Below are 22,055 nucleotides of genomic sequence, written 5' to 3' on the forward strand. Positions count from 1 at the left end.
CCGATTTATGGCTGCTCGGCGGCAGGTTCGGCGCCATTGCGTTCAAGAATGCGTGCCCGTGCAGCTTCGCTGTCGGCGGCGGACAGGCCCATGGCGCGGCGCGCGTCCTCGACGATCTTGACCTCGCCCTCGGATTCCTCGTCATCGGCCAGCACCACTTCCCACAGCGCGTCCAGCGCGGCGAGCCGTTCAGGCAACGTGGTGGTTTCGCGGATCAGCTTGCCAAAGGTATCAGTTTCCGGCGCAGCGGCGTGCAGCTTTTCGCAGGTGGCACGCACGCGGGCGGCCTCGATCGCGTTGTGGCTGTACATGCGGGCCAGAATCCGGTCGATCAGGCTGATTTCTTCAAATTTGTACATCCGGTCGGATTTCGCCACGCGCACCAGCAATGCGCCAAGTGCCAGTTCGGCATCCGGATCGGGTGCGGGCGGTGGCTCCTTCGGGCGGAACGATTGGAAGAATTTGTTCAGCATGGCCGCAGATTATCCCGTATCAGTTGAGCCGCCAAGCGGCTTGTCACTTCGCCCCGGCAGGTCAGAGCAACATCGCCAGCGCCAGTGTTCCAATGGCAAGCCCTGCCGAAACTTCAATCAAAGCGCCCGCGCGCCGCGCCGTTTCCGACCCGGCAAGCCCGGTCAGCATGCCTCCGCGCAGACCGGCGGCGGCAAGGGCAACAAGAACCGTCACCAGCGCGGTGCCCGCCGCCATTGCAAATGCCGCGGCAATTCCGGCGCCCGCGATGCCCATCTGCCATGTGATCAGCAAGACGAACACGGCCCCGGTGCAGGGCCGCATTGCGATCCCGGCGACCAGAATTGCCATGTCGCGCCAGCCCCGCGTGGCGCGAATATCCTCGACCGAGGGGCCGTGGCTATGCCCGCAGCTGTCGCAAGTGCCGTGATGATGGTGGTCGTGATGTGGACGCGCGCGCCAGATCCGACGCGCGCCGCGAAAGGCCAGCCACGCCCCGATTGCGGCAATGGCGGCATAGCTCAGCGGGGCCAGCGCATCTTCGGCGATGCCCACCATCCGCTCGCGTGTCAGCTGGAACAGCGCCAGACCGCCATGCACTAGCGCAATCGCCGTCACCGCCTGCCCGGCAGAAGACAATGCCGCCATCGCCGCCAGCCGGGCCACCGGAACATCGCGCGCCAGCCCATAGCCGCCCACCAGCACTTTGCCGTGACCGGGGCCGACTGCATGAAAGAAGCCATAAGCAAAACTGACCACCAGAAGACCGGCCAGCGCGCCCGCTGTTCCGGCGCGCAATTCGCGTAGCACCCGCGCCAGCGTGTTCTGGAACTCGCGCTGTTCGGCCGCGGCGAACCGGGCCACGGCATCGAACCCGCCCGCCAGCCAGACCGCGACCAACGCCGCCAGAAGGCCAAGACAGGCAAGGCCGATCACACGCCGGGACATTGCACCGTGATCCGCGTGGCAAAGGCTGCGCCCGGCTGGGGCAGATCGGTGTCGGCGATGTCGGTATCGCGGTCCAGCAGTTGCAACTGGTCCTGCAACTCCGCCAGCTTGCCTTGAATGTCGGGCAGGGCGGTTTCGATCATGCAGGCCTCGGCCCCCGTCACCCGCACCGGCAGCGTCACGTCATAGGCGGTGTAATAGGTCGCGTCATAGGGCAGCACTTCCACCATGGCCCCGCCCAGCACCGGAGTGTCCGCCACATCACGCAGATGGGTTGTGATGATGCGGCCGCCTGTCAGGTCAGCGGTGGGGGCGATGGGACGTGACAAGGCAACCTCGGCCCCGTCAATCCGCAGCGCTAGATCGCCGTTGAAGCCCTCGATCCACTTCATGTCGAAGCCGGTCAGCGTCTCGCGATCCGCGTCCGAGGCCTGCCCGTCGAAATCCTGATCGATGCCCAGATCCTGCGCGATCAACAGCGAGTAGTAATCGTCATAGGCCCAGGTGACCTTGACCTGCGCCAGCCGTCCGGCATCGTCGGCAATCAGCTCGACACCGGTGTCGACAAAGATATGCGGATGCGCCCCTGCGAGAGAGGGCAGCAGGACCGCACAGATATAGATCAGATGTTTCATGGCCAACCGCCCGGTTATGCCGCGAAACAAATCAAGGCGGCCAAGTCATTGCAAGCGCGCCGCACCGCCTTCGGCGGAAACCGGCGCCTGCACCGCATTACACCAGCCGCGACGTTTCCTTGGCTGCGCGCACGAAATCGGCAAACAGCGGGTGCGGCTCGAAGGGTTTCGATTTCAGCTCGGGGTGGAACTGCACGCCGATGAACCACGGGTGATCCTGCCATTCGACGATCTCGGGCAGGCGGCCATCGGGCGACATGCCGGAAAACTTCAACCCGACCTCTTCCAGCTTTTCGCGATAGCGCAGGTCAACTTCATAGCGGTGGCGGTGGCGCTCCTCGATCTGAGTGCTGCCGTAGACCTCGGCCACCTTGCTGCCCTCGGCCAGCATGGCGTCATAGGCGCCAAGGCGCATGGTGCCGCCTTTGTCGTCATCGACCTTGCGTTCCACGGTGTGGTTGCCCTGCACCCATTCCTTCAGGTGATAGACAACGGGTTCAAACCGCTTCTTGCCGGCCTCGTGGTCAAATTCCTCGGACCCGGCGGTCTTCATCCCGGCCACGTTGCGCGCCGCCTCGATCACCGCCATCTGCATCCCCAGGCAGATGCCAAGGTAGGGCACCTTGCGGGTGCGGGCGAATTCCGCCGCCTTGATCTTGCCCTCGGTGCCGCGTTCGCCAAAGCCGCCGGGCACAAGGATGGCGTGAAACCCTTCCAGGTGGGGCGCCGGATCTTCGGTGTCGAAAATCTCGGCATCGACCCATTCGACACGCACCTTGACCCGGTTCGCCATGCCGCCGTGGGTCAGTGCCTCGGCGATGGATTTATAGGCGTCTTCCAGCTGGGTGTACTTGCCCACAATCGCAACCTTCACCTCGCCTTCGGGGTTGTAGATGCGGTCGGCCACGTCTTCCCAGCGGTCCAGGTTGGGGCGCGGCGCCGGGGTGATCTGGAACGCATCCAGCACCGCCTGATCCAGCCCTTCGCGGTGATAGGCCAGCGGCGCCTCGTAGATCGATTTCAAATCCTGCGCGGCGATCACGCTGTCGGGGCGCACGTTGCAGAACAGCGCCAGCTTTTCGCGTTCCTTGGCCGGGATCGGCCCTTCCGAGCGGCAGACAAGAATGTCGGGCGCCAACCCGATCGAGCGCAATTCCTTCACCGAGTGCTGGGTCGGTTTGGTCTTCAGCTCGCCGCTCGCCTTGATGTAGGGCAGCAGGGTCAGATGCATGAAAATGCACTGACCGCGCGGGCGGTCCTGGCTGAACTGGCGGATGGCCTCGAAAAACGGCAACCCTTCGATATCACCCACGGTGCCGCCGATCTCGCACAGCATGAAATCGACCTCGTCCTCGCCGATGGCAATGAAATCTTTGATTTCATTCGTCACATGCGGGATCACCTGAATGGTCTTGCCCAGATAATCGCCCCGGCGTTCCTTCTCCAGCACGGTCGAATAAATCCGCCCCGAGCTGACCGAGTCGCTCATGCGGGCGGCGACGCCGGTGAAGCGTTCGTAATGCCCGAGGTCCAGATCGGTTTCCGCGCCGTCGTCGGTGACGAATACCTCGCCGTGTTCAAACGGGCTCATCGTGCCGGGGTCGACGTTCAGGTAGGGGTCCAGCTTGCGCAGGCGCACCGAAAACCCACGCGCCTGCAGAAGCGCCCCCAGCGCCGCCGAGGCAAGGCCCTTGCCAAGCGAAGAAACCACACCGCCGGTGATGAAGATGAAACGCGCCATAGGTGTTGCTGGCTCCCGTGAGTGTTCGCAGAAAATAAGTGATCGGCGGCTCCCGAAAAACCGCTGCCCACGGGAGTTCACCTATAGAGGATTCGTCGGCCAAGGGCAAGAGAACCGCAAGATGCTGTTGCGGTTCTTAACCTGTCGGCAAGGTCTTGTAGACTGGTGTCAGTCGGCGCGCGGCACCAGCGGGGCGTCGTCGCCCTGTGTCGGGGGCAATAGGTTGCCCGCATCCGGCACTGGCAACGGATCGGCACTTTCGCCTTGTGTGGGCTGATCGCCCAGACGGTCAAGAACCGAAGTGCCGGCCGCTTTTTCCGCCGCGATGATCGTCAGCGCCAGCGAGGTACAGATGAAAGCTGCCGCAAGAAGCCATGTCAGCTTGCCCAGGGCCGTTGCCGCCGCGCGGCCGCTCATCGCGCCGCCACCGCCACCGCCGCCCATTCCAAGGCCGCCGCCTTCCGAGCGCTGGAGCAGAACGATCCCGATCAGCCCGAAGGCAAGGATCAGGTGGATGATGAGAACGACGTTTTCCATGCGATTGTTCGGCTCCGGTCAGTAACGGGGGGTATCTATGCAAGATTGCCGCGCGGGGCAAGAGAGCTTTGCCGCCCTGCGGCAGGGACACATGGACGCGCGTGTGGACAGGTGGGAAACAAGCGTGCAATCTGCGCCCATGCCACATGACCATTCGGGCGATGCCCACCCTCATTCCCTGCTGCCCTCCGATCCCGCCCTGCGCGTCAAGGCGCTGGAAACGGTACTGGTGCGGCGCGGTCTGGTCGATCCGGCGGCGCTGGATGCGATCATCGATACCTATGAAAACAAGATCGGCCCGAAAAACGGGGCCGATGTGGTCGCGCGCGCCTGGAGCGATCCGGGCTTTCGCGCCGATTTGCTGGCCGATGCTACGGCGACCGTTTCGGCGCTGGGGTATTACGGACGGCAGGGCGAACATATCGTGGCGGTGGAAAACACGCCCGAGACTCACAACATGGTCGTTTGTACCTTATGTTCCTGCTATCCGTGGCCTTTGCTGGGCATCCCGCCCGCGTGGTACAAATCGGATGCCTATCGCGCCCGCGCGGTGCGCGAGCCGCGCAAGGTGCTGGCCGATTTCGGCGTGGCGCTGCCGCCCGACACCGCCGTGCGCGTGTGGGATTCAACCGCCGAGGTCCGTTATCTTGTCATCCCGATGCGACCCGAAGGCACCGACGGCCTCAGCCGCGAGGAGTTGGCCGCGCTGGTTTCGCGCGATTCGATGATCGGCACGGCGCTGGCGGGAGCCGCCGCATGACCCGCGTGCACGATATGGGCGGCCGATTTGGCGACGGACCGGTGATCCCCGACCCCGAGGGCGAGGTGTTTCACGACGACTGGCACGGCCGCGCGCTGGCGCTGACGCTGGCGGCCGGCGCGCTGGGGCAGTGGAACCTTGATATTTCGCGCCACGCCCGCGAGAGGCTGGGCCCGGATTACAACCGCTTCAGCTATTACGAGAAATGGATCGCGGCGACGGCCGATCTGCTGGTGGAAAACGGCGTGCTCGACGCCTCGGAGCTGACCGGCGACGCAACCGATGCGCCGCACCCGCTGGCGGCCCGCAAGCTGGCTGCCGAGGCCGTTTCCTCCGCGCTGTCGCGTGGCGGGCCGGTGGATCGCGATGCCGGGCCCGCCCCGATTTTTCAACCGGGGCAGGCGGTGCTGGTGCGCCGCCCCGCCGACAGCCAGCTGGTCGAAGGCGGGCACACGCGGCTGCCGGCCTATGCCGCTGGCGCGCGGGGCAAGGTGCTGCGTTGCCACGGAAATCACATCCTGCCCGATGCCCATGCCCACGGTCTGGGCGAAGCGCCCGAGCCGGTGTACGCGGTGGCCTTCCCGGCCTCTGAACTCTGGGCGCATCCCGAACACCCCCGCGACGAGGTGGTGATCGACCTGTGGCAATCCTATCTGACCGCCGCATGAGCCGCCCGAAGGAACCCGCCTTTGCCGAGCCATGGCACGCGCAGATCTTTGCGCTGACGGTGCACCTGTCCGAGTCGGGGCGCTTTACATGGCCTGGCTGGGCCGAGCGGTTCGGCGCCACGCTGGCGCGGCACGGGCTGGCGCGCGACTTGGATGGCGGTGACGATTACTTTATCGCCTGGCTGGAAACGCTGGAAACCTTCATGGCCGAAACCGGAGCGGCCCCCGCACCGGAAACAGCCGAGGTCCGCGCCCGGTGGGAGGCCGCGTATCTGGCAACACCCCACGGCCAGCCCGTACATATCGACGAAACCTGACGCCCCGCGCCTTTCCCGCGCGGCGCGCGAATTTGCGGTTTCGCTGGTCGAACGGCGCCGCTATACCGGCGCGGGTTTGATCCATTCGCAATCAGAGGACCATCTAATGGCCAATGTCGTCGTGGTCGGCGCCCAGTGGGGCGACGAGGGTAAGGGCAAGATCGTGGACTGGCTGAGCGAGCGCGCGGATGTCATCGCGCGCTTTCAGGGCGGTCACAACGCGGGCCATACGCTGGTGATCGACGGCAAGGTCTACAAGCTGAACGCGCTGCCCTCGGGTGTGGTGCGCGGCGGCAAGCTGAGTGTCATCGGCAACGGCGTGGTGCTGGACCCCTGGCACCTGGTCAAGGAAATCGCCTCGATCCGCGAGCAGGGTGTGGAAATCACGCCCGAAACGCTGATGATCGCGGAAAACACCCCGCTGATCCTGCCGATTCACGGCGAGCTGGATCGCGCGCGGGAAGAAGCGGCTTCAGCCGGGACCAAGATCGGCACCACAGGGCGCGGTATCGGCCCGGCCTATGAAGACAAGGTGGGGCGCCGATCGGTACGCGTGGCGGATCTGGCGGATGCCGAAACGCTGTCGGCGCGGGTTGATCGTGCCTTGCAGCACCATAACCCGCTGCGCCGGGGCCTTGGCATCGACGAAATCGACCGCGACGCGCTGATTGCCCAGCTGCAAGAGATCGCGGCAGAAATCCTGCCCTATGCCGCTCCGGTCTGGAAGGTGCTGAACGAAAAGCGCAAATCGGGCAAACGCATCCTGTTCGAAGGCGCGCAAGGCGCGCTGCTCGACATTGATTTCGGCACTTACCCCTTTGTCACTTCGTCCAACGTGATCGCGGGGCAAGCAGCGACCGGCGTCGGCATCGGCCCCGGCTCGATCGACTATGTTCTGGGCATCGTGAAGGCCTATACCACCCGCGTCGGGGAAGGCCCGTTCCCAAGCGAATTGCACGACGCCGATGGCCAGCGCCTGGGCGAGCGAGGCCGTGAATTCGGCACTGTCACTGGGCGCAAGCGGCGGTGTGGCTGGTTCGACGCGGCGCTTTTGCGTCAGACTTGCGCCACCAGCGGCGTGAACGGAATCGCGCTGACCAAGCTGGATGTGCTGGATGGGTTCGAGACGCTGAAGATCTGCGTAGGCTACGACTTGGACGGCACACGGCTGGACTACCTGCCGATGGCCGCCGAACAGCAGGCGCGCTGCACGCCCGTCTACGAGGAAATGCCGGGCTGGTCCGAATCGACCGAGGGCGCGCGCAGCTGGGCCGATCTGCCCGCCGAGGCCATCAAGTATGTGCGCCGCGTCGAGGAACTGATCGAATGCCCGGTCGCGCTGTTGTCGACCTCGCCCGAGCGGGACGACACGATTCTGGTGACAGACCCCTTCGCCGACTAGGCGAAGGCCAGCCAAACGGAGGGTGCCATGGCACTCAGCTACAAGGCGCGGCGGCGCTGGTCGCTTGTCATTCTGCTGATCGGGCTGCCGCTTTATATCGTGGTGGCGGTCACGGTCGTATCGCTGTTGGATCGCCCGTCCATCCTGGTTGAACTGGCGGTATACGTGGGGCTGGGCATTTTGTGGGCGCTGCCGTTCAAGTTCATCTTCAAGGGCGTCGGGCGCGAAGACCCGGAGGCCGGCAAGAATGACGGGGCCGGGCGCTAACGCCGCCGCCGATATGCAGGCTGCCAACCGTCTGGGCAGCTTGTGGATGATTGCCTCGATGGCAAGTTTCGCTATCGAAGACTCGCTGCTGAAAGCGGCCGCCGCTACGCTGCCCGTGGGGCAGGTCATGATCCTGTTCGGGCTGGGCGGTGCGGTTGTGTTCGCGGCGCTGCTTTGGCGCGACGGCGCGCCGCTGTTCATCCCCGAGGTCGTTTCGCGCCCAATGCGCTGGCGCGTGCTGTTCGAGGTCACCGGGCGGCTGTTCTATACGCTTGCCCTTGCGCTGATTCCGCTATCGGTCGCCACGGTGATCCTGCAGGCGACTCCGCTGGTGGTGGTCGCGGGCGCGGCGCTGGTGTTTCGCGAACCCGTGGGCTGGCGGCGATGGACGGCGATTTTCATTGGCCTGCTTGGAGTCGTGGTGATCGTCCAGCCCAGCGGAGACAGTTTTTCGATGCTCTCGCTGCTGGCGGTGGTCGGCATGGCGGGCTTTGCCGGGCGCGATCTGGCAAGCCGCGCGGCCCCCGCCAGCATCCCCACCGCGATGCTGGGGCTATACGGATTTCTGGCGATCGTGGTCGCGGGCATTCTGTTTTCGCTCTGGCAGGGCGCGGCGTTTGTCCTGCCCGGGTCGCCGGCCGCTTTGGGCTTGGCGGGGGCGGTGCTGGCGGGCGTGACCGGCTATAGCTGTCTGATGAAGGCGATGCGCACTGGCGATGTCTCGGCCGTGACCCCGTTCCGCTACACGCGCCTTCTGTTCGGCACCGCTCTGGGCGTTCTGGTCTTTGGCGAGGGGCTGACCTGGGCGATGGCCGCCGGGTCGGCGCTGATCCTGCTGTCGGGGTTGTTCATCATGTGGCGGGGCAAACAGGTGCGACCCAACTGAAACGCCTTGCGCCGGACCGTTGTATGAACGACCCGGCGCAAGGCATTGTTTCAGCGGCGTTTACCCGGCGGCGCGGCGGTCCGGGCGGAACCCGATATCGCTGCTGGCGGTAAAGCGGCCGCCGCTGGTTTTCTCGATCTTGCCATCGCGCAGCAGCTGCCCGAAAGACCGCAATCCGTCTTCGCGCTTGAACTCCTGGCCTTCCATCTGGCGGACCTTGTTCATCAGCTGCGGGCGTGAAAACTGGTTACGCCCTTCTACGAACGACATATAGGCCGCCGCCGCTTCCAGCAGCTCGGACAGGTCCGAGGCGCCCATCCGGTCGGCGAATTCGGCGAAGCCGCCCGATTTGGCATCGGCGATGATGTCTTCGTCTTCTGACGCTACACGGCGCGGACGCACCGGGCCGCGATCCTTGGCGATGGTGTCCAGATCGATGCGCTGCTCGGCCACCAGTTTCAGCGGTGCGGGTCGCGTGCCCGCGGGGCGATCCGGGCGCTGGCCCGACCCCGACACGGGGCGACGCGGGCGCACCACGCTGGCCAGATCGTCGCGATAGGCGCCATCCTCTGCATCGTCCTGCGTCGGGCGCCCGGCGGCGCGATCGGCGGCGGCAACGGCAGCAGCGGCGCGCAACTGGGTATAGGTCGCGCGGTTGGTCGAGGATTGTTCATCCTCCATCTTTTCTTCTGCCGCTGCCATCAGGCGCGACAGGTCATCCTCGGACTTGGCCGGTGTCGTGTCCTGACGCAGGCGGTGCGGCGTCGGCTGATGCACGGCTGCATGGTCTTCCTCGGGGGCTTCCGCATCGGCCATGTCCGGTTCAGCCTCGGCCACATCCGGTTCTGCAGCGGCGAATTGCGCCTGAACGGCCGCCAGCTCGCGCATCAGGTCAGCTTCGTCTTCGCCCGAGAGGGTCGAGGCGGACAGTTCTTCGGCGTCGCCATCCTCGTCTTCGTCGTCATCAAGCGCAAACAGCGATGTGTCGATGTCATCCTCGGGAAGATCATCTTCTGACACGACCTCTGCTATTGCCGCGTCAGACCCGTCGACGTCGTCGGTCAGTTCTTCGATCTCGCCTGCGGCCAGCGCGGCGTTCAGCTCGCTCCGCGACATGCGCAGAACACGCGGCGCGTCGTCGTCCGAATCGAGCAGGTTGACGATCTCGTCTTCTTCCTTGTCGGTCTCTTCGGCATCTTCTTCGGGGGCGTCAGCGGCCATCACAGCGGCCATCGGATCAAGGCCAAAGGCTTCCGGGGCGTCCGGATCGTCGAACAGCCCGTCGTCGTCGCCCCGGTCTTCTGCCTCTGCCACCGCTTCGTCGGCGTCGGTTGCATCTGCATCCAGTTCGGGCGTGTCGGCCAGATCCGCTGTCCCAAAGGCGTCTTCGGGATTTTCTTCCTCGACCAGATCGGCGTCGGGCGTGGTCTCTGCATCGTCTTCGCCGGTTTCTGCCGATGCATCGGACGCCACCGCATCAGGCGTCGGGTCATCCCGCACCTGCGTCAGAACCGACAGCGCGATAACCGAGTCATCCTCAGGGTCATAGTGTTCGTCATAACCATGCAGGTCTTGGCCGGTCGACAGGTCGGACAGATCGACATCGTCGGGCACGGCCTTGTCTTGCTTGATGCTTGCCGCGTCGATCCGGGCCAACGCCTGGCCGATTTCATCCGGGGCGGCAGGCTGCGGAGCGGCGGCTTCGGCTTCTGCCACGTCATCAATCGCAAGCGCCTCGGACAGATCGCTGACCGTACCGACAAGCAGATCGGTCCCGTAATCGTCCTCTGTCTCTTGTGCGGGCTGCGGCTCGGCCCGCGACACCACGGCGCGGATACGCTGAAGTTTCGCGGCAATGCTGTCGGGTTCCGGGGCAGGCTGGGGGGCCACCTCTTCGGCTTCGGCAACGGGCATCGCGGCAGGTGCGGCCACGGTCGGCTCGGGCATCGCCTTGGGCGTGGGGGCGGGCGTCGGCGTTGGCGCGGTTGGCACCGGAGCATAACTGGTGTGCGAGGGAGACTCGGCCGGTGCCGCAGGTGCAGTACCGTGATAATCGCTTGCCCGCAGGACAATGCCCGTGTCATCGCGGCGCGCTTCGACCTGGCGCGAAATCTCGCGCTGGGCGATATGGGCCAGCATCTCGGCGTCGATCTGCGGAGGCTCCGCACCGAAGAAACGGTCATCTGCGGCCAGATCGCGGAAGTATTCGGCGATCACCTTCATCGTTCCGAACGCATCCTCGAAGCCTTCCAAGGTGCAGGAAAACGTGCCGTAGGAAACGGTAAGGATCTTGTTGTTGTTAACCATCCGATGCGCGTCCTCTGCTTGTCGATACGCCAAAGGTTACCCCTATCAGCACGTCAAAAGCGGCCCGAATCTGTGAAACTGAACGTATCATTTCGTGGCGAGATTGTGATGACTTTCCAAAAATGCCATTAAATTCGGCGAGATGAACAAAATACTTAATGATTTTCCGGCGATAACGGTTGTTGGTGGCGGGGCCATCGGCGCAACCGATCTGTCCGAGGCGCTGGTCCTTGCTCCGTCGATCGTTGCGGCCGACGGCGGCGCGGCCGTGGTTCTGGCTGCAGGACGCCTGCCGGATATGGTGATCGGCGATTTCGATTCGCTTGACGCCACGGACCGCGCGCGCATTCCACCAGACCGGATGCATCATGTCGGCGAACAGGACAGCACCGACTTTGAAAAGGTGCTGACACGGCTTCAGGCCGATCTGATCGTGGGAATCGGGTTTCTTGGCAAACGGTTGGATCATCAGCTTGCAGCGCTGAACGCCTTGGCGCGGCTGCACCATCTTCCCTGCGTTCTGCTTGGTGCGCATGAGGTAGCCTTTCATCTTCCATCCCGGATTACCCTGAACCTAGAGCGAAACGACGTGGTGTCGCTGTTTCCGCTGGCCCCGGTGACGGGGCGCTCGGCTGGTTTGGAGTGGCCCATCGACGGGCTGGCCTTTGCGCCTGGCGCGCGCATCGGCACGTCAAACCGCGCGACGGGGCCTGTCGAGATTTGCATGGACGCCCCGGGCATGATCGCGCTTGTTCCAAGGGCGCGGCTGGCAAATGTCGCCGAGACGCTCAGATCTCGGGCGGGTGCGGCTGACCGGCGATAACTTCGGCATCCGACTGGCGGGCCATCCGGTGTTCCCGCAGGATCACGTAAAGCCCAGAGGCCATCGTCACCAGAATACCGATCGCGGCCAGTTGATCGGGGAAATCGCGAAAGATCAGCCAGCCAAAGGCCGTGGCGACAGGGATCTCGAGATATTGCATCGGCGCCAACGTGGCCGAGGGCGCAAAGCGCAGCGACCATGTCATGAGCAGGTGCGCGCAGGTGCCAAGAATGCCGATGGCGGCCAACAGCCACCATGTATCGGAAATGTCGAAGGTAACCGACAGGGCAGGGATACCGGCCTGATGTCCCCAGAGCAGCGCGGGAAACAGAATTGCACTGGCGATCACGCCGCTGACGGCCTGCAAGGCGATAGGGTCGGTTTCCTTGGCAATCCGGCGTGTGACCAGCATGAACAGCGCAAAGGTCACCGCGACGGCAAGCGGCCAAAGCGCGGGCCAGCCGACCTCGGCGAAACTGGGCTGGATCACCAGAAGCGTGCCGATGAATCCGACCACGCAGGCGCCAAGCCGCCGCACGCCGACTTCTTCGCCCAGTACGAATTTTCCCAGCAACAGCATCAGGAAAGGCATGACAAAGGCGATGGCGATGGCATCGGCAAGCGGCAGGTGCACCAGCGCGGTGAACATCGCGCCAATGCCTGCAATGTGCAACAGCGTGCGAAGCACGATCAGCCACAGAACGTGGCCCGAGGCCCGCCAGGGCCGCGCGGTCATCCAGACCAGCGGGAGCAACAAGAGCGCCTGTATCGCAAACCGCACGAACAGCAATTGCCCAAGCGGGATTTGCGGGCCCAGCAGCTTTGCAATGGAATCGCCAAGCGGCGCCAGTACGCAGAACCCAAGCATGAGGATGATGCCCAATGCGGGCCTGTCCTGTGTCATGCGCGGACACTAGGAACGAACGGCGCTGGCGGCAAGCCGGGAAAGGCGGGCTGTCGCGAGCGCCGGGAGGCGGCAACGATACAAGTGGGGGGGCTCTGCCCCCATCCCTTCGGGACTCCCCCGGAGTATTTCGGGAATAATGAAGTGGGAGCGAACCCCCTGCTTCTTTGGGCGATAAATATCCCCGCCGGAGGCATCGCGCGTCAGCGCGAACAACTTGCTTCAGCAGTTCGGGACGTTGACGGCGAGGCCGCCGAGCGAGGTTTCCTTGTATTTCTCGCTCATGTCCGCGCCGGTCTGGCGCATGGTTTCGATGCAGGCGTCCAGCGGAACAAGATGGGTGCCATCGCCCCGCAAGGCGAGGCTGGCGGCGCTGACGGCCTTGATGGCGCCCAGCCCATTGCGTTCGATGCAGGGCACCTGCACCAGTCCCTTGACCGGATCGCAGGTCATGCCGAGGTGATGTTCCAGCGCGATTTCGGCCGCGTTTTCGACCTGTTCCGGCGTGCCGCCCATCACGGCGCAAAGCCCTGCGGCAGCCATGGCCGAGGCGCTGCCGACTTCGGCCTGGCACCCGGCTTCGGCGCCGCTGATCGAGGCATTGTATTTGACGAGACCGCCGATGGCCGCCGCCGTCAGCAGGAAATCCTCGACCTTTGTGGCGCTTGCGCCGGGCACGTGATCGAGCCAATAGCGGATCACGGCAGGCACCACGCCGGCGGCGCCATTGGTGGGGGCGGTGACGACCTGGCCTCCGGCGGCGTTTTCCTCGTTCACCGCCATGGCGTAGGCACTCATCCAGTCGTTGATCGTATGCGGGGGGGTGATATTCAAGCCGCGTTCGGCCAGAAGCGCATCATGAATCGCCTTGGCGCGGCGCCGCACGTTGAGACCACCGGGCAGAGTGCCATCGGTGGTCAGGCCCCGGTCGATGCAGTCGTTCATCACCTGCCAGATGCGCGCCGAACCGCGGGCGAGATTGGTGGCTCCGTCGCGCGAGATTTCGTTGGCGCGTTTCATCGCGGCGATGGACTTGCCGGATTCTGCCGACATCTCAAGCATTTCGGCCGCGCTTTTGAAGGGGAAGGGGACGGGGGCGCCTTCGTCGGTGTCTTTTCCGGCGGCAAGCTCTTCCTCGGTCATTACAAAGCCGCCGCCGACCGAATAATAGACCTGTTGCAGCAGCACGTCGCCCTGGGCATCGGTGGCCATCAGGATCATCCCGTTGGCGTGGCCGGTCAGGGGCGTGTCATAGTCGAACAGCAGATCGCGGGTGGGATCGAAGTGCAGATCGCCAAGGCCCTCGGGTGACAGGGTTTTTGTTTCGCGGTTCTGTGCCAAGACGTCTTCGGCGCGGTCTGCGTCGTAGGTTTCGGGCTGAAACCCGGCCAGGCCCAGGATGGTTGCGCGGTCGGTCGCGTGGCCGACACCCGTGAAGGCAAGGCTGCCGTGCAGCGAAGCGCGCAGACCGGCGACATGGAAGGGCGCGGCGCGCACCCGGTCAAGAAACCGTGCGGCGGCCACCATTGGCCCCATGGTGTGCGAGGAGGAGGGGCCGATGCCCACCTTGAACATATCGAAAACAGAAAGGAACATGGCTGGGTGGCGTCCTGTTCGGGGTGGGCTTTGCCTAGCAGATAGCCGGTTGTCTGTCTGCCGCTGTGGTCAAAGGCGACATGTTTTGCACGAAAACTGAAGTGTCTGCGCGAATCCTTGGGCTCTGGGGCTGAAACGGAGGCCTGATTGAGTATTTGTGGAATAATGAAGCAGGGCGCGTGCGATGGGCGCAGCGTGACATAACGCCCCGCATTGGCGGCCCGGGAGGGGCAAATCGGCTCTCGCCCCCTGGGGATGCTTCGCCTATAACCCCGCAAAACCATCGGGAGTCACTGACATGACCGGAGAATTGTCGCCCATCGACAAGGCCAAGTTCGTGGCCGCCAGACGTGCGGCCGATTTCGTCGAGGACGGGATGCGCGTGGGGCTTGGCACCGGATCGACCGCGGCCTGGCTGGTACGCTGCCTTGGCGAGATGGTGCGCGACAACGGGTTGCGCATCAAGGGCGTGCCGACATCGACCCGGACGGCCGAGCTGGCGCGCGAAGTGGGGATCGAGGTGATCACGCTGGACGAGGCGCGCTGGCTGGATGTGACGATTGACGGGGCCGACGAATTCGACGGGCAGCTGAACCTGATCAAGGGCGGCGGCGGCGCGCTGTTGCAGGAGAAGATCGTGGCGACCGCGTCGGACCAGATGATCGTGATTGCCGATGCGGGCAAGGAGGTCGAGACTCTGGGGGCCTTTCCGCTGCCGGTCGAGGTGGTGCCCTTTGGCTGGAAGACCACGCAGGCGCTGATCGAGGAAACGTTGATTTCCATGGACGTGCTGGGGCGCAGCTCGACCCTGCGGATGAACGGGTCGCAGCCGTTCATCACGGACGAGGGCAACCATATCCTTGACCTGCATCTGAACCGGATCGGCAATCCGCGTCAGCTGGCGCTGGTGTTGAACCAGATGCCGGGGGTCGTTGAAAACGGGCTTTTCATAGATATCTGTGACGTTGTGGTGCTGGGCTTTGGCGATGGCCGCGTCGAGCTGCGCGATATCAACGAAGGCACGGTGCAGCACGACAAGATGGATTTTGTCGAGGGCGACAACCTGTTCGGCGATCTGGCGGACTAGGGCCATAGGCCGGATTTTCGAAGGGGCGGCCATTTGGTGGGCCCCTTTGACCTTGTGACCAGGAAAGAAGACGCGATGACATTCGACTATGACCTCTTCGTGATTGGCGGCGGTTCGGGCGGCGTGCGCGCCGCGCGGGTTGCGGCGGGTGACACCGGGGCGCGCGTGGCGCTGGCGGAAGAGGATCGCTATGGCGGGACCTGCGTGATCCGAGGGTGCGTGCCGAAAAAACTGATGGTGTTCGCGTCGGGTTATGGCCGCATGGCGGAAGAGGCGCGCAGCTATGGCTGGGACATGCAGGCCGTCGGCTTCGACTGGCTGGCGTTTCGCGGCAAGCTGCATGCCGAACTGGACCGGCTGGAAGGCATTTATCGTCGCTTGCTGGCGAATGCGGGTGTTGAAACCTTTGACGCGCGCGCCGTGGTCAAGGATGCCCATACGGTGCAGCTGTCCACCGGCGAGGTGAAGACGGCCAAGCATATCCTTATCGCGGTGGGTGGCTGGCCGACGCTGGCCGAGATTCCGGGGGCCGAGCTGGCGATCACCTCGAACGAGATTTTTCATCTGGATGCTTTGCCGAAATCGATGCTGATCGTGGGCGGAGGGTTCATTGCCTGCGAATTCGCGGGCGTAATGGCGCGGCTGGGCGTCCAGGTGACACAGTTCTACCGGGGCGAGCAGATCCTGCGCGGGTTCGATGACGAGGCGCGCGAAATGGTGGCGCAATCGCTGCGCGATCAGGGGGTGACGCTGCTGACCGGGATCAATGTCGCCGCGATGCGGCGTGATGGCGAGGGCATTCAGGTCGATGACACTGAAGGGAAAATCCACCATTTCGACAAGGTGATGTTTGCCACAGGCCGGTCGCCCAATACCGCCGGGCTGGGGCTGGAAGAGGTGGGTGTCAAGTTGGCGAAGAACGGCGCGATCGAGGTTGACGCCTATAGCCAGACGGCGATCCCGTCTATCTATGCCATCGGCGATGTGACCGACCGGGTGAACCTGACGCCGGTTGCGATCCGCGAAGGCATGGCGTTTGTGGAAACCGTGTTCAAGGGCAACCCCACGCCGGTCGACCATGATCTGATCCCAAGCGCAGTCTTCACTCAGCCTGAACTGGGCACCATTGGTCTGACCGAGGCCGAGGCAGCAAAGCAAGAACCGATCGAGGTGTACTCGACCAGTTTCCGGCCCATGCAAAGCAGCTTTGCCGGGGGCGAGGAAAAAGTGCTGATGAAGCTGGTTGTCAGCAAGGCAACGCGCCGTGTTCTGGGGTGCCATATCGTCGCGCCTGACGCGGGCGACATGATCCAGCTGGCGGGCATCGCGGTCAAAATGGGCGCGACAAAAGAGGATTTTGACCGGACCGTGGCGGTTCACCCCACCATGGCCGAAGAAATCGTGACGATGAAAGCACCTGTGCGGACAACTTGAATTTCGCAAGCGTTGCGCACAGTTTGATGCGAACTGCCGAAGCCGGGTTCTCCGGGACAGGTGGCAAGAGAGGGATAGGATAGTATGGCGGGCAACAGTGGCGGCCCCTGGGGGGGCGGAGGCTCTTCCGGCGGAGGCGGCAATCGCGGCAACAACGGTGGTAACGGTGGCGGAGATCGCAACGGTGGCGGCGGGCGCCGTCCTGAAGGCGGATCACAGATACCGGAAATCGACGACCTTGTGAAAAAGGGTCAGGAGCAGCTGCGGGTACTGATGGGCGGTCGTGGTGGCAACGGCTCTGGTGGTGGATCGCGCCGGGGCGGTGGCGGTCCGCTGTTCACGCGCGGCACCGTCGGCTTGGCCGTTGTGGCGGGCGTTGCGCTTTGGGCGCTGGCCAGCGTGTACACCGTGAAGCCCGAGGAAAAATCGGTAGAGCTGTTTCTGGGCCGTTATCATGCCACGGGAGAACCGGGCCTGAACTTTGCGCCCTGGCCGCTCGTGACCTATGAGAAATTGGCAGTAACCCGCGAACAGACCGAAGATATCGGCACAGGCCAGCGCGGCAGCGATGCCGGGCTGATGCTGACCGGCGATGAAAACGTGGTTGATATTGATTTCCAGGTCGTCTGGAACATCAACGATCCGGCGGAATTCCTGTTCAACCTGCGCGATCCGCGCCCGACGATCCGGGCTGTGTCGGAATCGGCCATGCGCGAAATCATCGCCCAGTCGAACCTTGCGCCGATCCTGAACCGCGACCGGGGCGTGATTGCCGACCAGCTGCACGACCTGATCCAGACCACGCTGGATGCCTATGACAGTGGCGTGAACATCATTCGTGTGAACTTTGACCGTGCCGATCCGCCGCAATCGGTGATCGACGCCTTCCGCGACGTGCAGGCGGCCGAGCAGGAGCGCGACCGCTCGCGCAACGTGGCCGATGCCTATGCCAACAAGGTGCTGGCAGAGGCGCGCGGCGAAGCGGCGCAGATCATGGAAGAGGCCGAGGGCTATCGCGCGCGCGTCGTGAACGAAGCGCAGGGTGAGGCCAGCCGTTTCAGCGCCGTGCTGGAGGAATATAGCAAGGCACCCGAGGTCACCCGCAAACGCCTGTATCTGGAAACGATGGAACAGGTGCTGGGCGACATCGACAAAGTGATCCTTGATGATGACGTGGGCGGTGCAGGGCAGGGTGTTGTGCCCTACCTGCCGCTGAATGAACTGGGCCGCAACCGGTCGGGCAACACCGGGGGGACGAACTGATGCGCAAGACAACCTTCATCCTGCCCGTCGTGGTGGTGGCGATTGCCGTTGCGCTGTCGTCGATGTTCATCGTCGACGAACGCGAACGTGCTCTGGTTCTGCAATTCGGCCGCGTGGTTGACGTGAAAGAAGAGCCGGGGCTGGCCTTCAAGATTCCGCTGTTCCAGCAGGTCGTGCGCTATGACGACCGGATCCTGAGCCGCGACATCGAACCGCTCGAGGTGACTCCGCTGGACGATCGTCGTCTCGTGGTCGACGCCTTCGCGCGCTATCGGATTTCTGATGTGATCCGCTTCCGTCAGGCGGTTGGTGCCGGGGGAATCGCTGCCGCTGAAAGCCGGCTTGATTCGATCCTGCGGGCAGAAACCCGCGAGGTGCTGGGCTCGGTGACGTCGAACGATATCCTCAGCTCGGACCGGGCGGCCCTGATGCTGCGCATTCGCAACAGCGCGATTGCCGCCGCGCGGGCGCTGGGCGTCGATATCATCGACGTGCGCTTGCAGTCGACCGATCTGCCCACGCAGAACCTTGCAGCCACCTTCGACCGGATGCGGGCTGAGCGGGAGCGCGAGGCGACCGATGAACGCGCCCGCGGCAACGAGGCGGCGCAGCGTATTCGCGCGCAGGCCGACCGCACCGTGGTCGAGCTGGTGTCCGAGGCGCAACGCGAGGCCGAGATCGTCCGAGGCGAAGCCGACGCGCTGCGCAACAACATCTTTGCCGAAGCCTTCGGTGCGGACGAAGAGTTCTTTGAATTCTATCGCTCGCTGACAGCCTACAGCCGGGCGTTGAAGGGCGGGAATACCTCGATGATCCTGTCGCCGGATTCCGAATTCTTCAATTATCTCAAATCGCCGTCGGGTGTGCGGCCCGCCGCGCAGCAATCGTCGCAGCAATCGTCTGCGGCTGGCGCTGTAGAGGCCGCGCCGCAGGCTGCTCCGGCACCTGCGACAACAGAAGATACGACTGATTCGGCCGCAACCGATACGCCCGCACCGGCGTCGGACGGATCGAATTGATCGCATACCTGTGCCTGGCCCTCGGGCTGGTATTTTTGGTGGAGGGGCTGGTCTGGGCACTGGCCCCTTCTTTTTTGGAACGGATGCTTGCGATGCTGCGCGATCTTCCGCTGCCGGCGCGTCGGCAGGCCGGGCTGCTTGGTATGGTGACCGGTGCCATGCTATTATGGCTGGCAAATGCGCTGGGCCTTTGATCCGTTCACCAAAGATCAAGACAATTTCACATAACCTTGAAACGGTGCAACAGTGTTTGCGGCCAACCGCTCAGCGACTACATTGGCCTCAGATGCAGGCGCCTTGGCGGTTTTGACCCGGTGGCGCGATATCGACAAGGAGAACTCCATTGCAATCACAGGCAGTCACCATTGCGCGGGCGCAGGTGGATTGGACGGCGGCACGCATCCGGCTTGCGCTGCTGACCCTTCTCACGCTGGCGCTTGTCGCGGCCCAGACGATCACGGCGCAGGCGCGCCCTGAAAGCCTTGCGCCGCTGGCTGAAAAGATCAGCCCCTCGGTGGTCAACATCACCACCTCGACCACGGTCGAAGGCCGCACCGGCCCGCAGGGCATGGTGCCCGAAGGATCCCCGTTCGAGGATTTCTTCCGCGAATTTCAGGATCGCAACAACAACAACGGCGAAGGCCGGCGTCCGCGTAAATCTTCGGCGCTGGGCTCGGGGTTCGTCATTTCGGAAGATGGCTTTGTTGTTACCAACAACCACGTCATTGATGGTGCCGACGAAATCACCATCGAATTCTTCTCGGGCAAAGAGCTTCCGGCCGAAGTTGTCGGAACCGATCCGAACACCGATATCGCTCTGCTGAAGGTCGAAACCGACAGCCCACTGCCCTTCGTTCAGTTCGGCGACAGCGATCAGGCGCTTGTGGGTGACTGGGTTATCGCCATGGGCAACCCGCTGGGGCAGGGCTTTTCCGTCAGCGCGGGCATCGTTTCGGCCCGCAACCGGGCGCTTTCCGGCACTTATGACGATTACATCCAGACTGATGCCGCCATCAACCGGGGCAACTCGGGCGGGCCGCTGTTCAACATGGATGGCGAGGTGATCGGCGTGAACACCGCGATCCTGTCGCCCAACGGCGGCTCGATCGGGATCGGGTTCTCGATGGCGTCGAACGTGGTGTCGCGCGTGGTGGATCAGCTGAAGGAATTCGGCGAAACCCGTCGCGGCTGGCTGGGTGTGCGCATCCAGGACGTGACCGATGACGTGGCCGAGGCGATGGGTCTTGCCAGTGCCTCGGGCGCGCTGGTCACCGATGTGCCGGATGGTCCGGCCAAGGATGCCGGCCTGCTGTCGGGCGATGTGATCACCGCATTCGACGGGGTCGATGTTACCGATACGCGCGGCCTGGTGCGCCAGGTGGGCAATACCACGGTTGGCAAATCGGTTCGTATCGTTGTGAACCGCGAAGGTGAAACCAAGACCATTCTGGTGACCCTCGGCCGCCGCGAAGAGGCCGAGCGTGCCGTGCCGGTTGCCCAGCCGGGCGAAACCGAAGAGGCCGAGAAATCGGTTCTGGGTCTTACCCTGACCCCGCTGACCGAAGATCAGCGCGCCGAACTGAACGTGCCCTCGGGCACCGAAGGCATCGTGGTGACAGCGGTCGACGAAGCCAGCCAGGCTTTTGAAAAGGGCCTGCGCGCAGGTGACGTGATCACCGAAGCCGGTCAGCAGAAAGTGACACGCCTGTCCGATCTGGATGACCGCATCGAAGAAGCGCGCGACGCCGGGCGCAAATCGCTGCTGCTGCTGGTGCGGCGCGCAGGCGAACCCCGCTTCGTGGCGCTGGCCCTAGAAGACGAATAACAGCATCCGCCCGCGGGCGGTCCCGCCCCCGGGCAAATCAAAAAATAAAGGCCATGTGCGGTGCACATGGCCTTTGTCGTTCTGAAATTTGAACCGTCTTAAACTCGTACCCGAAGCGTAGAACGCGCTTCCCTTACTGTGCCGAATGTTACCGCCGGCTACTCTTTAATCTGCGCCCCTAAATCGGAGGCAGGTTGGCCCTGTCCGGCCGCAAGGCCGTGGGACGGGTGTGGCCCGGAACGCCCGGACAAGGCCGATCTGGTCTGGCACCAAGGGTGTGAAACAACCCTTCGCTACGTTCTGGGGAGGACATATGCCACGGTGCTTTCCCTCTGTCGGGCCACCGGCTTTGGGATGGGATGGCGACCCTATGCCCCTGTTATGCCAGCCCGCGTGCGGCGCGACTGTGAACCATGTCACACAGGAACGGGAAAATGCGACAAGGGGCGAAAAACTTCAGATCTGGTCGGGGTCGGCCAGCATCTGCAAGGCGCTGCGATCCTTGACCGCCAACGCACCGCGCGCCGAATCGATCACACCAAGGCGTTTCCACCCCGACAGCGTCTTCGACACTGCCTCGCGCGTGGCCCCGACGAATTCGGCCAACTCGGCCTGGCTCAGGCTTAGCGTGGCGGTGCCGCCATCGGGCCGCTCGGTCAGATACAGGATCTTGCGCGCCAGCCGCGAGGGCATCGGCAGAAACACCTGTTCGTTCAACTGCCGGTCCATCCAGCGCATCCGCTGCCCGGCCAGATGGATCAGGTCGATCGCCAGATCGGGCGTCTTGCGGATTTGCACCAGCACATCGTCATAGCGCACGCGCCGTACGGTGCTGGGTTCCAGCGCGGTGACCGTGGCCGTGCGCTCGCCCGGATCGAACAGCGCGATTTCCCCGAACAGCGCCCCGGGCCGCATCACGTTCAGCGCCAGCTTGCGCCCGTCCAGCGACAGCACGCTGACATCCAGCGATCCGCTGACCACCGCGTAGAGCTCGCGCGCGGCGTCACCCTGCTCGAACAGCATGTCGCCCGTGTCCAGCCGGACCTCGGTCGACAGGGAATCGAGCATGTCTTTCAGGGCGTCCGACGCCTCTGACAGAAATCCGGTCTTGGGGAGTTTGTCTGCCGTCATCTTGCCTGTCCCGCTGGTTGCGCGCAGACTAGCA

Annotated in this window: 22 protein-coding genes; 13 read left to right on the top strand and 9 right to left on the bottom strand. The window is 64.0% G+C overall.

What is annotated here, in order from left to right:
- Positions 1 to 5 precede the first annotated feature (5 nt).
- From FGK64_RS08510 to secG, 5 genes are all read right to left on the bottom strand, one after another.
- The gene (locus FGK64_RS08510; RefSeq protein ID WP_138863391.1) at positions 6 to 473 is read right to left on the bottom strand and encodes a tellurite resistance TerB family protein; all 468 of its coding nucleotides are present in this window, start codon (positions 471 to 473) and stop codon (positions 6 to 8) included.
- 61 nt (positions 474 to 534) lie between these two features.
- Positions 535 to 1,419, bottom strand: a complete 885-nt coding sequence (locus FGK64_RS08515) for a nickel/cobalt transporter (protein WP_138863392.1) — start codon at positions 1,417 to 1,419, stop codon at positions 535 to 537.
- Complete coding sequence (locus FGK64_RS08520; RefSeq protein WP_246057710.1) at positions 1,404 to 2,054, bottom strand: DUF1007 family protein; 651 nt, start codon at positions 2,052 to 2,054, stop codon at positions 1,404 to 1,406. Before FGK64_RS08520 ends, FGK64_RS08515 begins: the two co-directional genes overlap by 16 nt.
- Positions 2,055 to 2,151: 97 nt before the next feature.
- The gene (locus FGK64_RS08525) at positions 2,152 to 3,795 is read right to left on the bottom strand and encodes a CTP synthase (RefSeq protein ID WP_138863393.1); all 1,644 of its coding nucleotides are present in this window, start codon (positions 3,793 to 3,795) and stop codon (positions 2,152 to 2,154) included.
- Positions 3,796 to 3,963: 168 nt separating this feature from the next.
- Positions 3,964 to 4,332, bottom strand: a complete 369-nt coding sequence (secG, locus tag FGK64_RS08530) for a preprotein translocase subunit SecG (protein WP_138863394.1) — start codon at positions 4,330 to 4,332, stop codon at positions 3,964 to 3,966.
- Positions 4,333 to 4,471: 139 nt separating this feature from the next.
- On the opposite strand from secG, the gene nthA reads away from it, so the two are divergent.
- The 6 genes from nthA to FGK64_RS08560 all read left to right on the top strand — a co-directional run bounded on the left by nthA (position 4,472) and on the right by FGK64_RS08560 (position 8,632).
- Positions 4,472 to 5,092 (top strand): nitrile hydratase subunit alpha, encoded by a 621-nt coding sequence (gene nthA / locus FGK64_RS08535; protein WP_138863395.1) that lies wholly within the window; start codon positions 4,472 to 4,474, stop codon positions 5,090 to 5,092.
- On the top strand, positions 5,089 to 5,760 hold the full coding sequence (nthB, locus tag FGK64_RS08540) for a nitrile hydratase subunit beta (RefSeq protein ID WP_138863396.1): 672 nt from the start codon (positions 5,089 to 5,091) through the stop codon (positions 5,758 to 5,760). The genes nthA and nthB overlap by 4 nt, the downstream gene beginning before the upstream one ends.
- Entirely contained in the window at positions 5,757 to 6,077 is a 321-nt protein-coding gene (locus FGK64_RS08545) for a nitrile hydratase accessory protein (protein ID WP_138863397.1), read from the top strand. The genes nthB and FGK64_RS08545 overlap by 4 nt, the downstream gene beginning before the upstream one ends.
- 106 nt (positions 6,078 to 6,183) lie before the next feature.
- Complete coding sequence (locus FGK64_RS08550) at positions 6,184 to 7,479, top strand: adenylosuccinate synthase (protein ID WP_138863398.1); 1,296 nt, start codon at positions 6,184 to 6,186, stop codon at positions 7,477 to 7,479.
- 27 nt (positions 7,480 to 7,506) lie between these two features.
- Complete coding sequence (locus FGK64_RS08555) at positions 7,507 to 7,746, top strand: DUF2842 domain-containing protein (protein WP_138863399.1); 240 nt, start codon at positions 7,507 to 7,509, stop codon at positions 7,744 to 7,746.
- Complete coding sequence (locus tag FGK64_RS08560) at positions 7,727 to 8,632, top strand: DMT family transporter (protein ID WP_138863400.1); 906 nt, start codon at positions 7,727 to 7,729, stop codon at positions 8,630 to 8,632. The genes FGK64_RS08555 and FGK64_RS08560 overlap by 20 nt, the downstream gene beginning before the upstream one ends.
- 60 nt (positions 8,633 to 8,692) lie before the next feature.
- Here FGK64_RS08560 and FGK64_RS08565 read toward each other — a convergent pair whose 3' ends face one another.
- Entirely contained in the window at positions 8,693 to 10,939 is a 2,247-nt protein-coding gene (locus FGK64_RS08565) for a chemotaxis protein CheA (protein WP_138863401.1), read from the bottom strand.
- A 142-nt stretch (positions 10,940 to 11,081) separates the two neighbouring features.
- Between FGK64_RS08565 and FGK64_RS08570 the strand changes: the two genes are divergently transcribed.
- Positions 11,082 to 11,762, top strand: coding sequence for a thiamine diphosphokinase (locus FGK64_RS08570; RefSeq protein ID WP_138863402.1), 681 nt, complete (start codon positions 11,082 to 11,084; stop codon positions 11,760 to 11,762).
- Here FGK64_RS08570 and FGK64_RS08575 read toward each other — a convergent pair.
- Both FGK64_RS08575 and FGK64_RS08580 read right to left on the bottom strand, forming a co-directional pair.
- Positions 11,728 to 12,666 carry a DMT family transporter gene (locus FGK64_RS08575; RefSeq protein WP_138863403.1) on the bottom strand — a complete coding sequence of 313 codons (939 nt, stop codon included), beginning with the start codon at positions 12,664 to 12,666 and terminating at the stop codon, positions 11,728 to 11,730. The two genes, FGK64_RS08570 and FGK64_RS08575, sit on opposite strands and share 35 nt — an antisense overlap.
- A 222-nt stretch (positions 12,667 to 12,888) precedes the next feature.
- Positions 12,889 to 14,262 (bottom strand): L-serine ammonia-lyase, encoded by a 1,374-nt coding sequence (locus tag FGK64_RS08580; RefSeq protein WP_138863404.1) that lies wholly within the window; start codon positions 14,260 to 14,262, stop codon positions 12,889 to 12,891.
- Positions 14,263 to 14,560: 298 nt separating this feature from the next.
- On the opposite strand from FGK64_RS08580, the gene rpiA reads away from it, so the two are divergent.
- The 6 genes from rpiA to FGK64_RS08610 all read left to right on the top strand — a co-directional run bounded on the left by rpiA (position 14,561) and on the right by FGK64_RS08610 (position 20,890).
- Complete coding sequence (gene rpiA / locus FGK64_RS08585) at positions 14,561 to 15,349, top strand: ribose-5-phosphate isomerase RpiA (protein WP_138863405.1); 789 nt, start codon at positions 14,561 to 14,563, stop codon at positions 15,347 to 15,349.
- 75 nt (positions 15,350 to 15,424) lie between these two features.
- Positions 15,425 to 16,783, top strand: coding sequence for a glutathione-disulfide reductase (gene gor / locus FGK64_RS08590; protein WP_138863406.1), 1,359 nt, complete (start codon positions 15,425 to 15,427; stop codon positions 16,781 to 16,783).
- A gap of 84 nt (positions 16,784 to 16,867) precedes the next feature.
- Complete coding sequence (gene hflK, locus FGK64_RS08595) at positions 16,868 to 18,046, top strand: FtsH protease activity modulator HflK (RefSeq protein ID WP_138863407.1); 1,179 nt, start codon at positions 16,868 to 16,870, stop codon at positions 18,044 to 18,046.
- Positions 18,046 to 19,065 (top strand): protease modulator HflC, encoded by a 1,020-nt coding sequence (gene hflC, locus FGK64_RS08600; RefSeq protein ID WP_138863408.1) that lies wholly within the window; start codon positions 18,046 to 18,048, stop codon positions 19,063 to 19,065. Before hflK ends, hflC begins: the two co-directional genes overlap by 1 nt.
- Positions 19,062 to 19,259: a DUF2065 domain-containing protein gene (locus FGK64_RS08605; RefSeq protein ID WP_342773944.1), complete on the top strand. Its 198-nt coding sequence runs from the start codon at positions 19,062 to 19,064 to the stop codon at positions 19,257 to 19,259. The genes hflC and FGK64_RS08605 overlap by 4 nt, the downstream gene beginning before the upstream one ends.
- Positions 19,260 to 19,408: 149 nt before the next feature.
- Positions 19,409 to 20,890 (top strand): DegQ family serine endoprotease, encoded by a 1,482-nt coding sequence (locus tag FGK64_RS08610; RefSeq protein WP_138863409.1) that lies wholly within the window; start codon positions 19,409 to 19,411, stop codon positions 20,888 to 20,890.
- 456 nt (positions 20,891 to 21,346) lie between these two features.
- Here the strand turns inward: FGK64_RS08610 and FGK64_RS08615 are convergent, their stop codons facing one another.
- Positions 21,347 to 22,021 (bottom strand): Crp/Fnr family transcriptional regulator, encoded by a 675-nt coding sequence (locus FGK64_RS08615; protein ID WP_138863410.1) that lies wholly within the window; start codon positions 22,019 to 22,021, stop codon positions 21,347 to 21,349.
- Between the last annotated feature and the right edge of the window lie 34 nt (positions 22,022 to 22,055).

This window comes from Arenibacterium halophilum (assembly GCF_005938225.1).
GTDB classification, from domain to species: Bacteria; Pseudomonadota; Alphaproteobacteria; order Rhodobacterales; family Rhodobacteraceae; genus Arenibacterium; species Arenibacterium halophilum.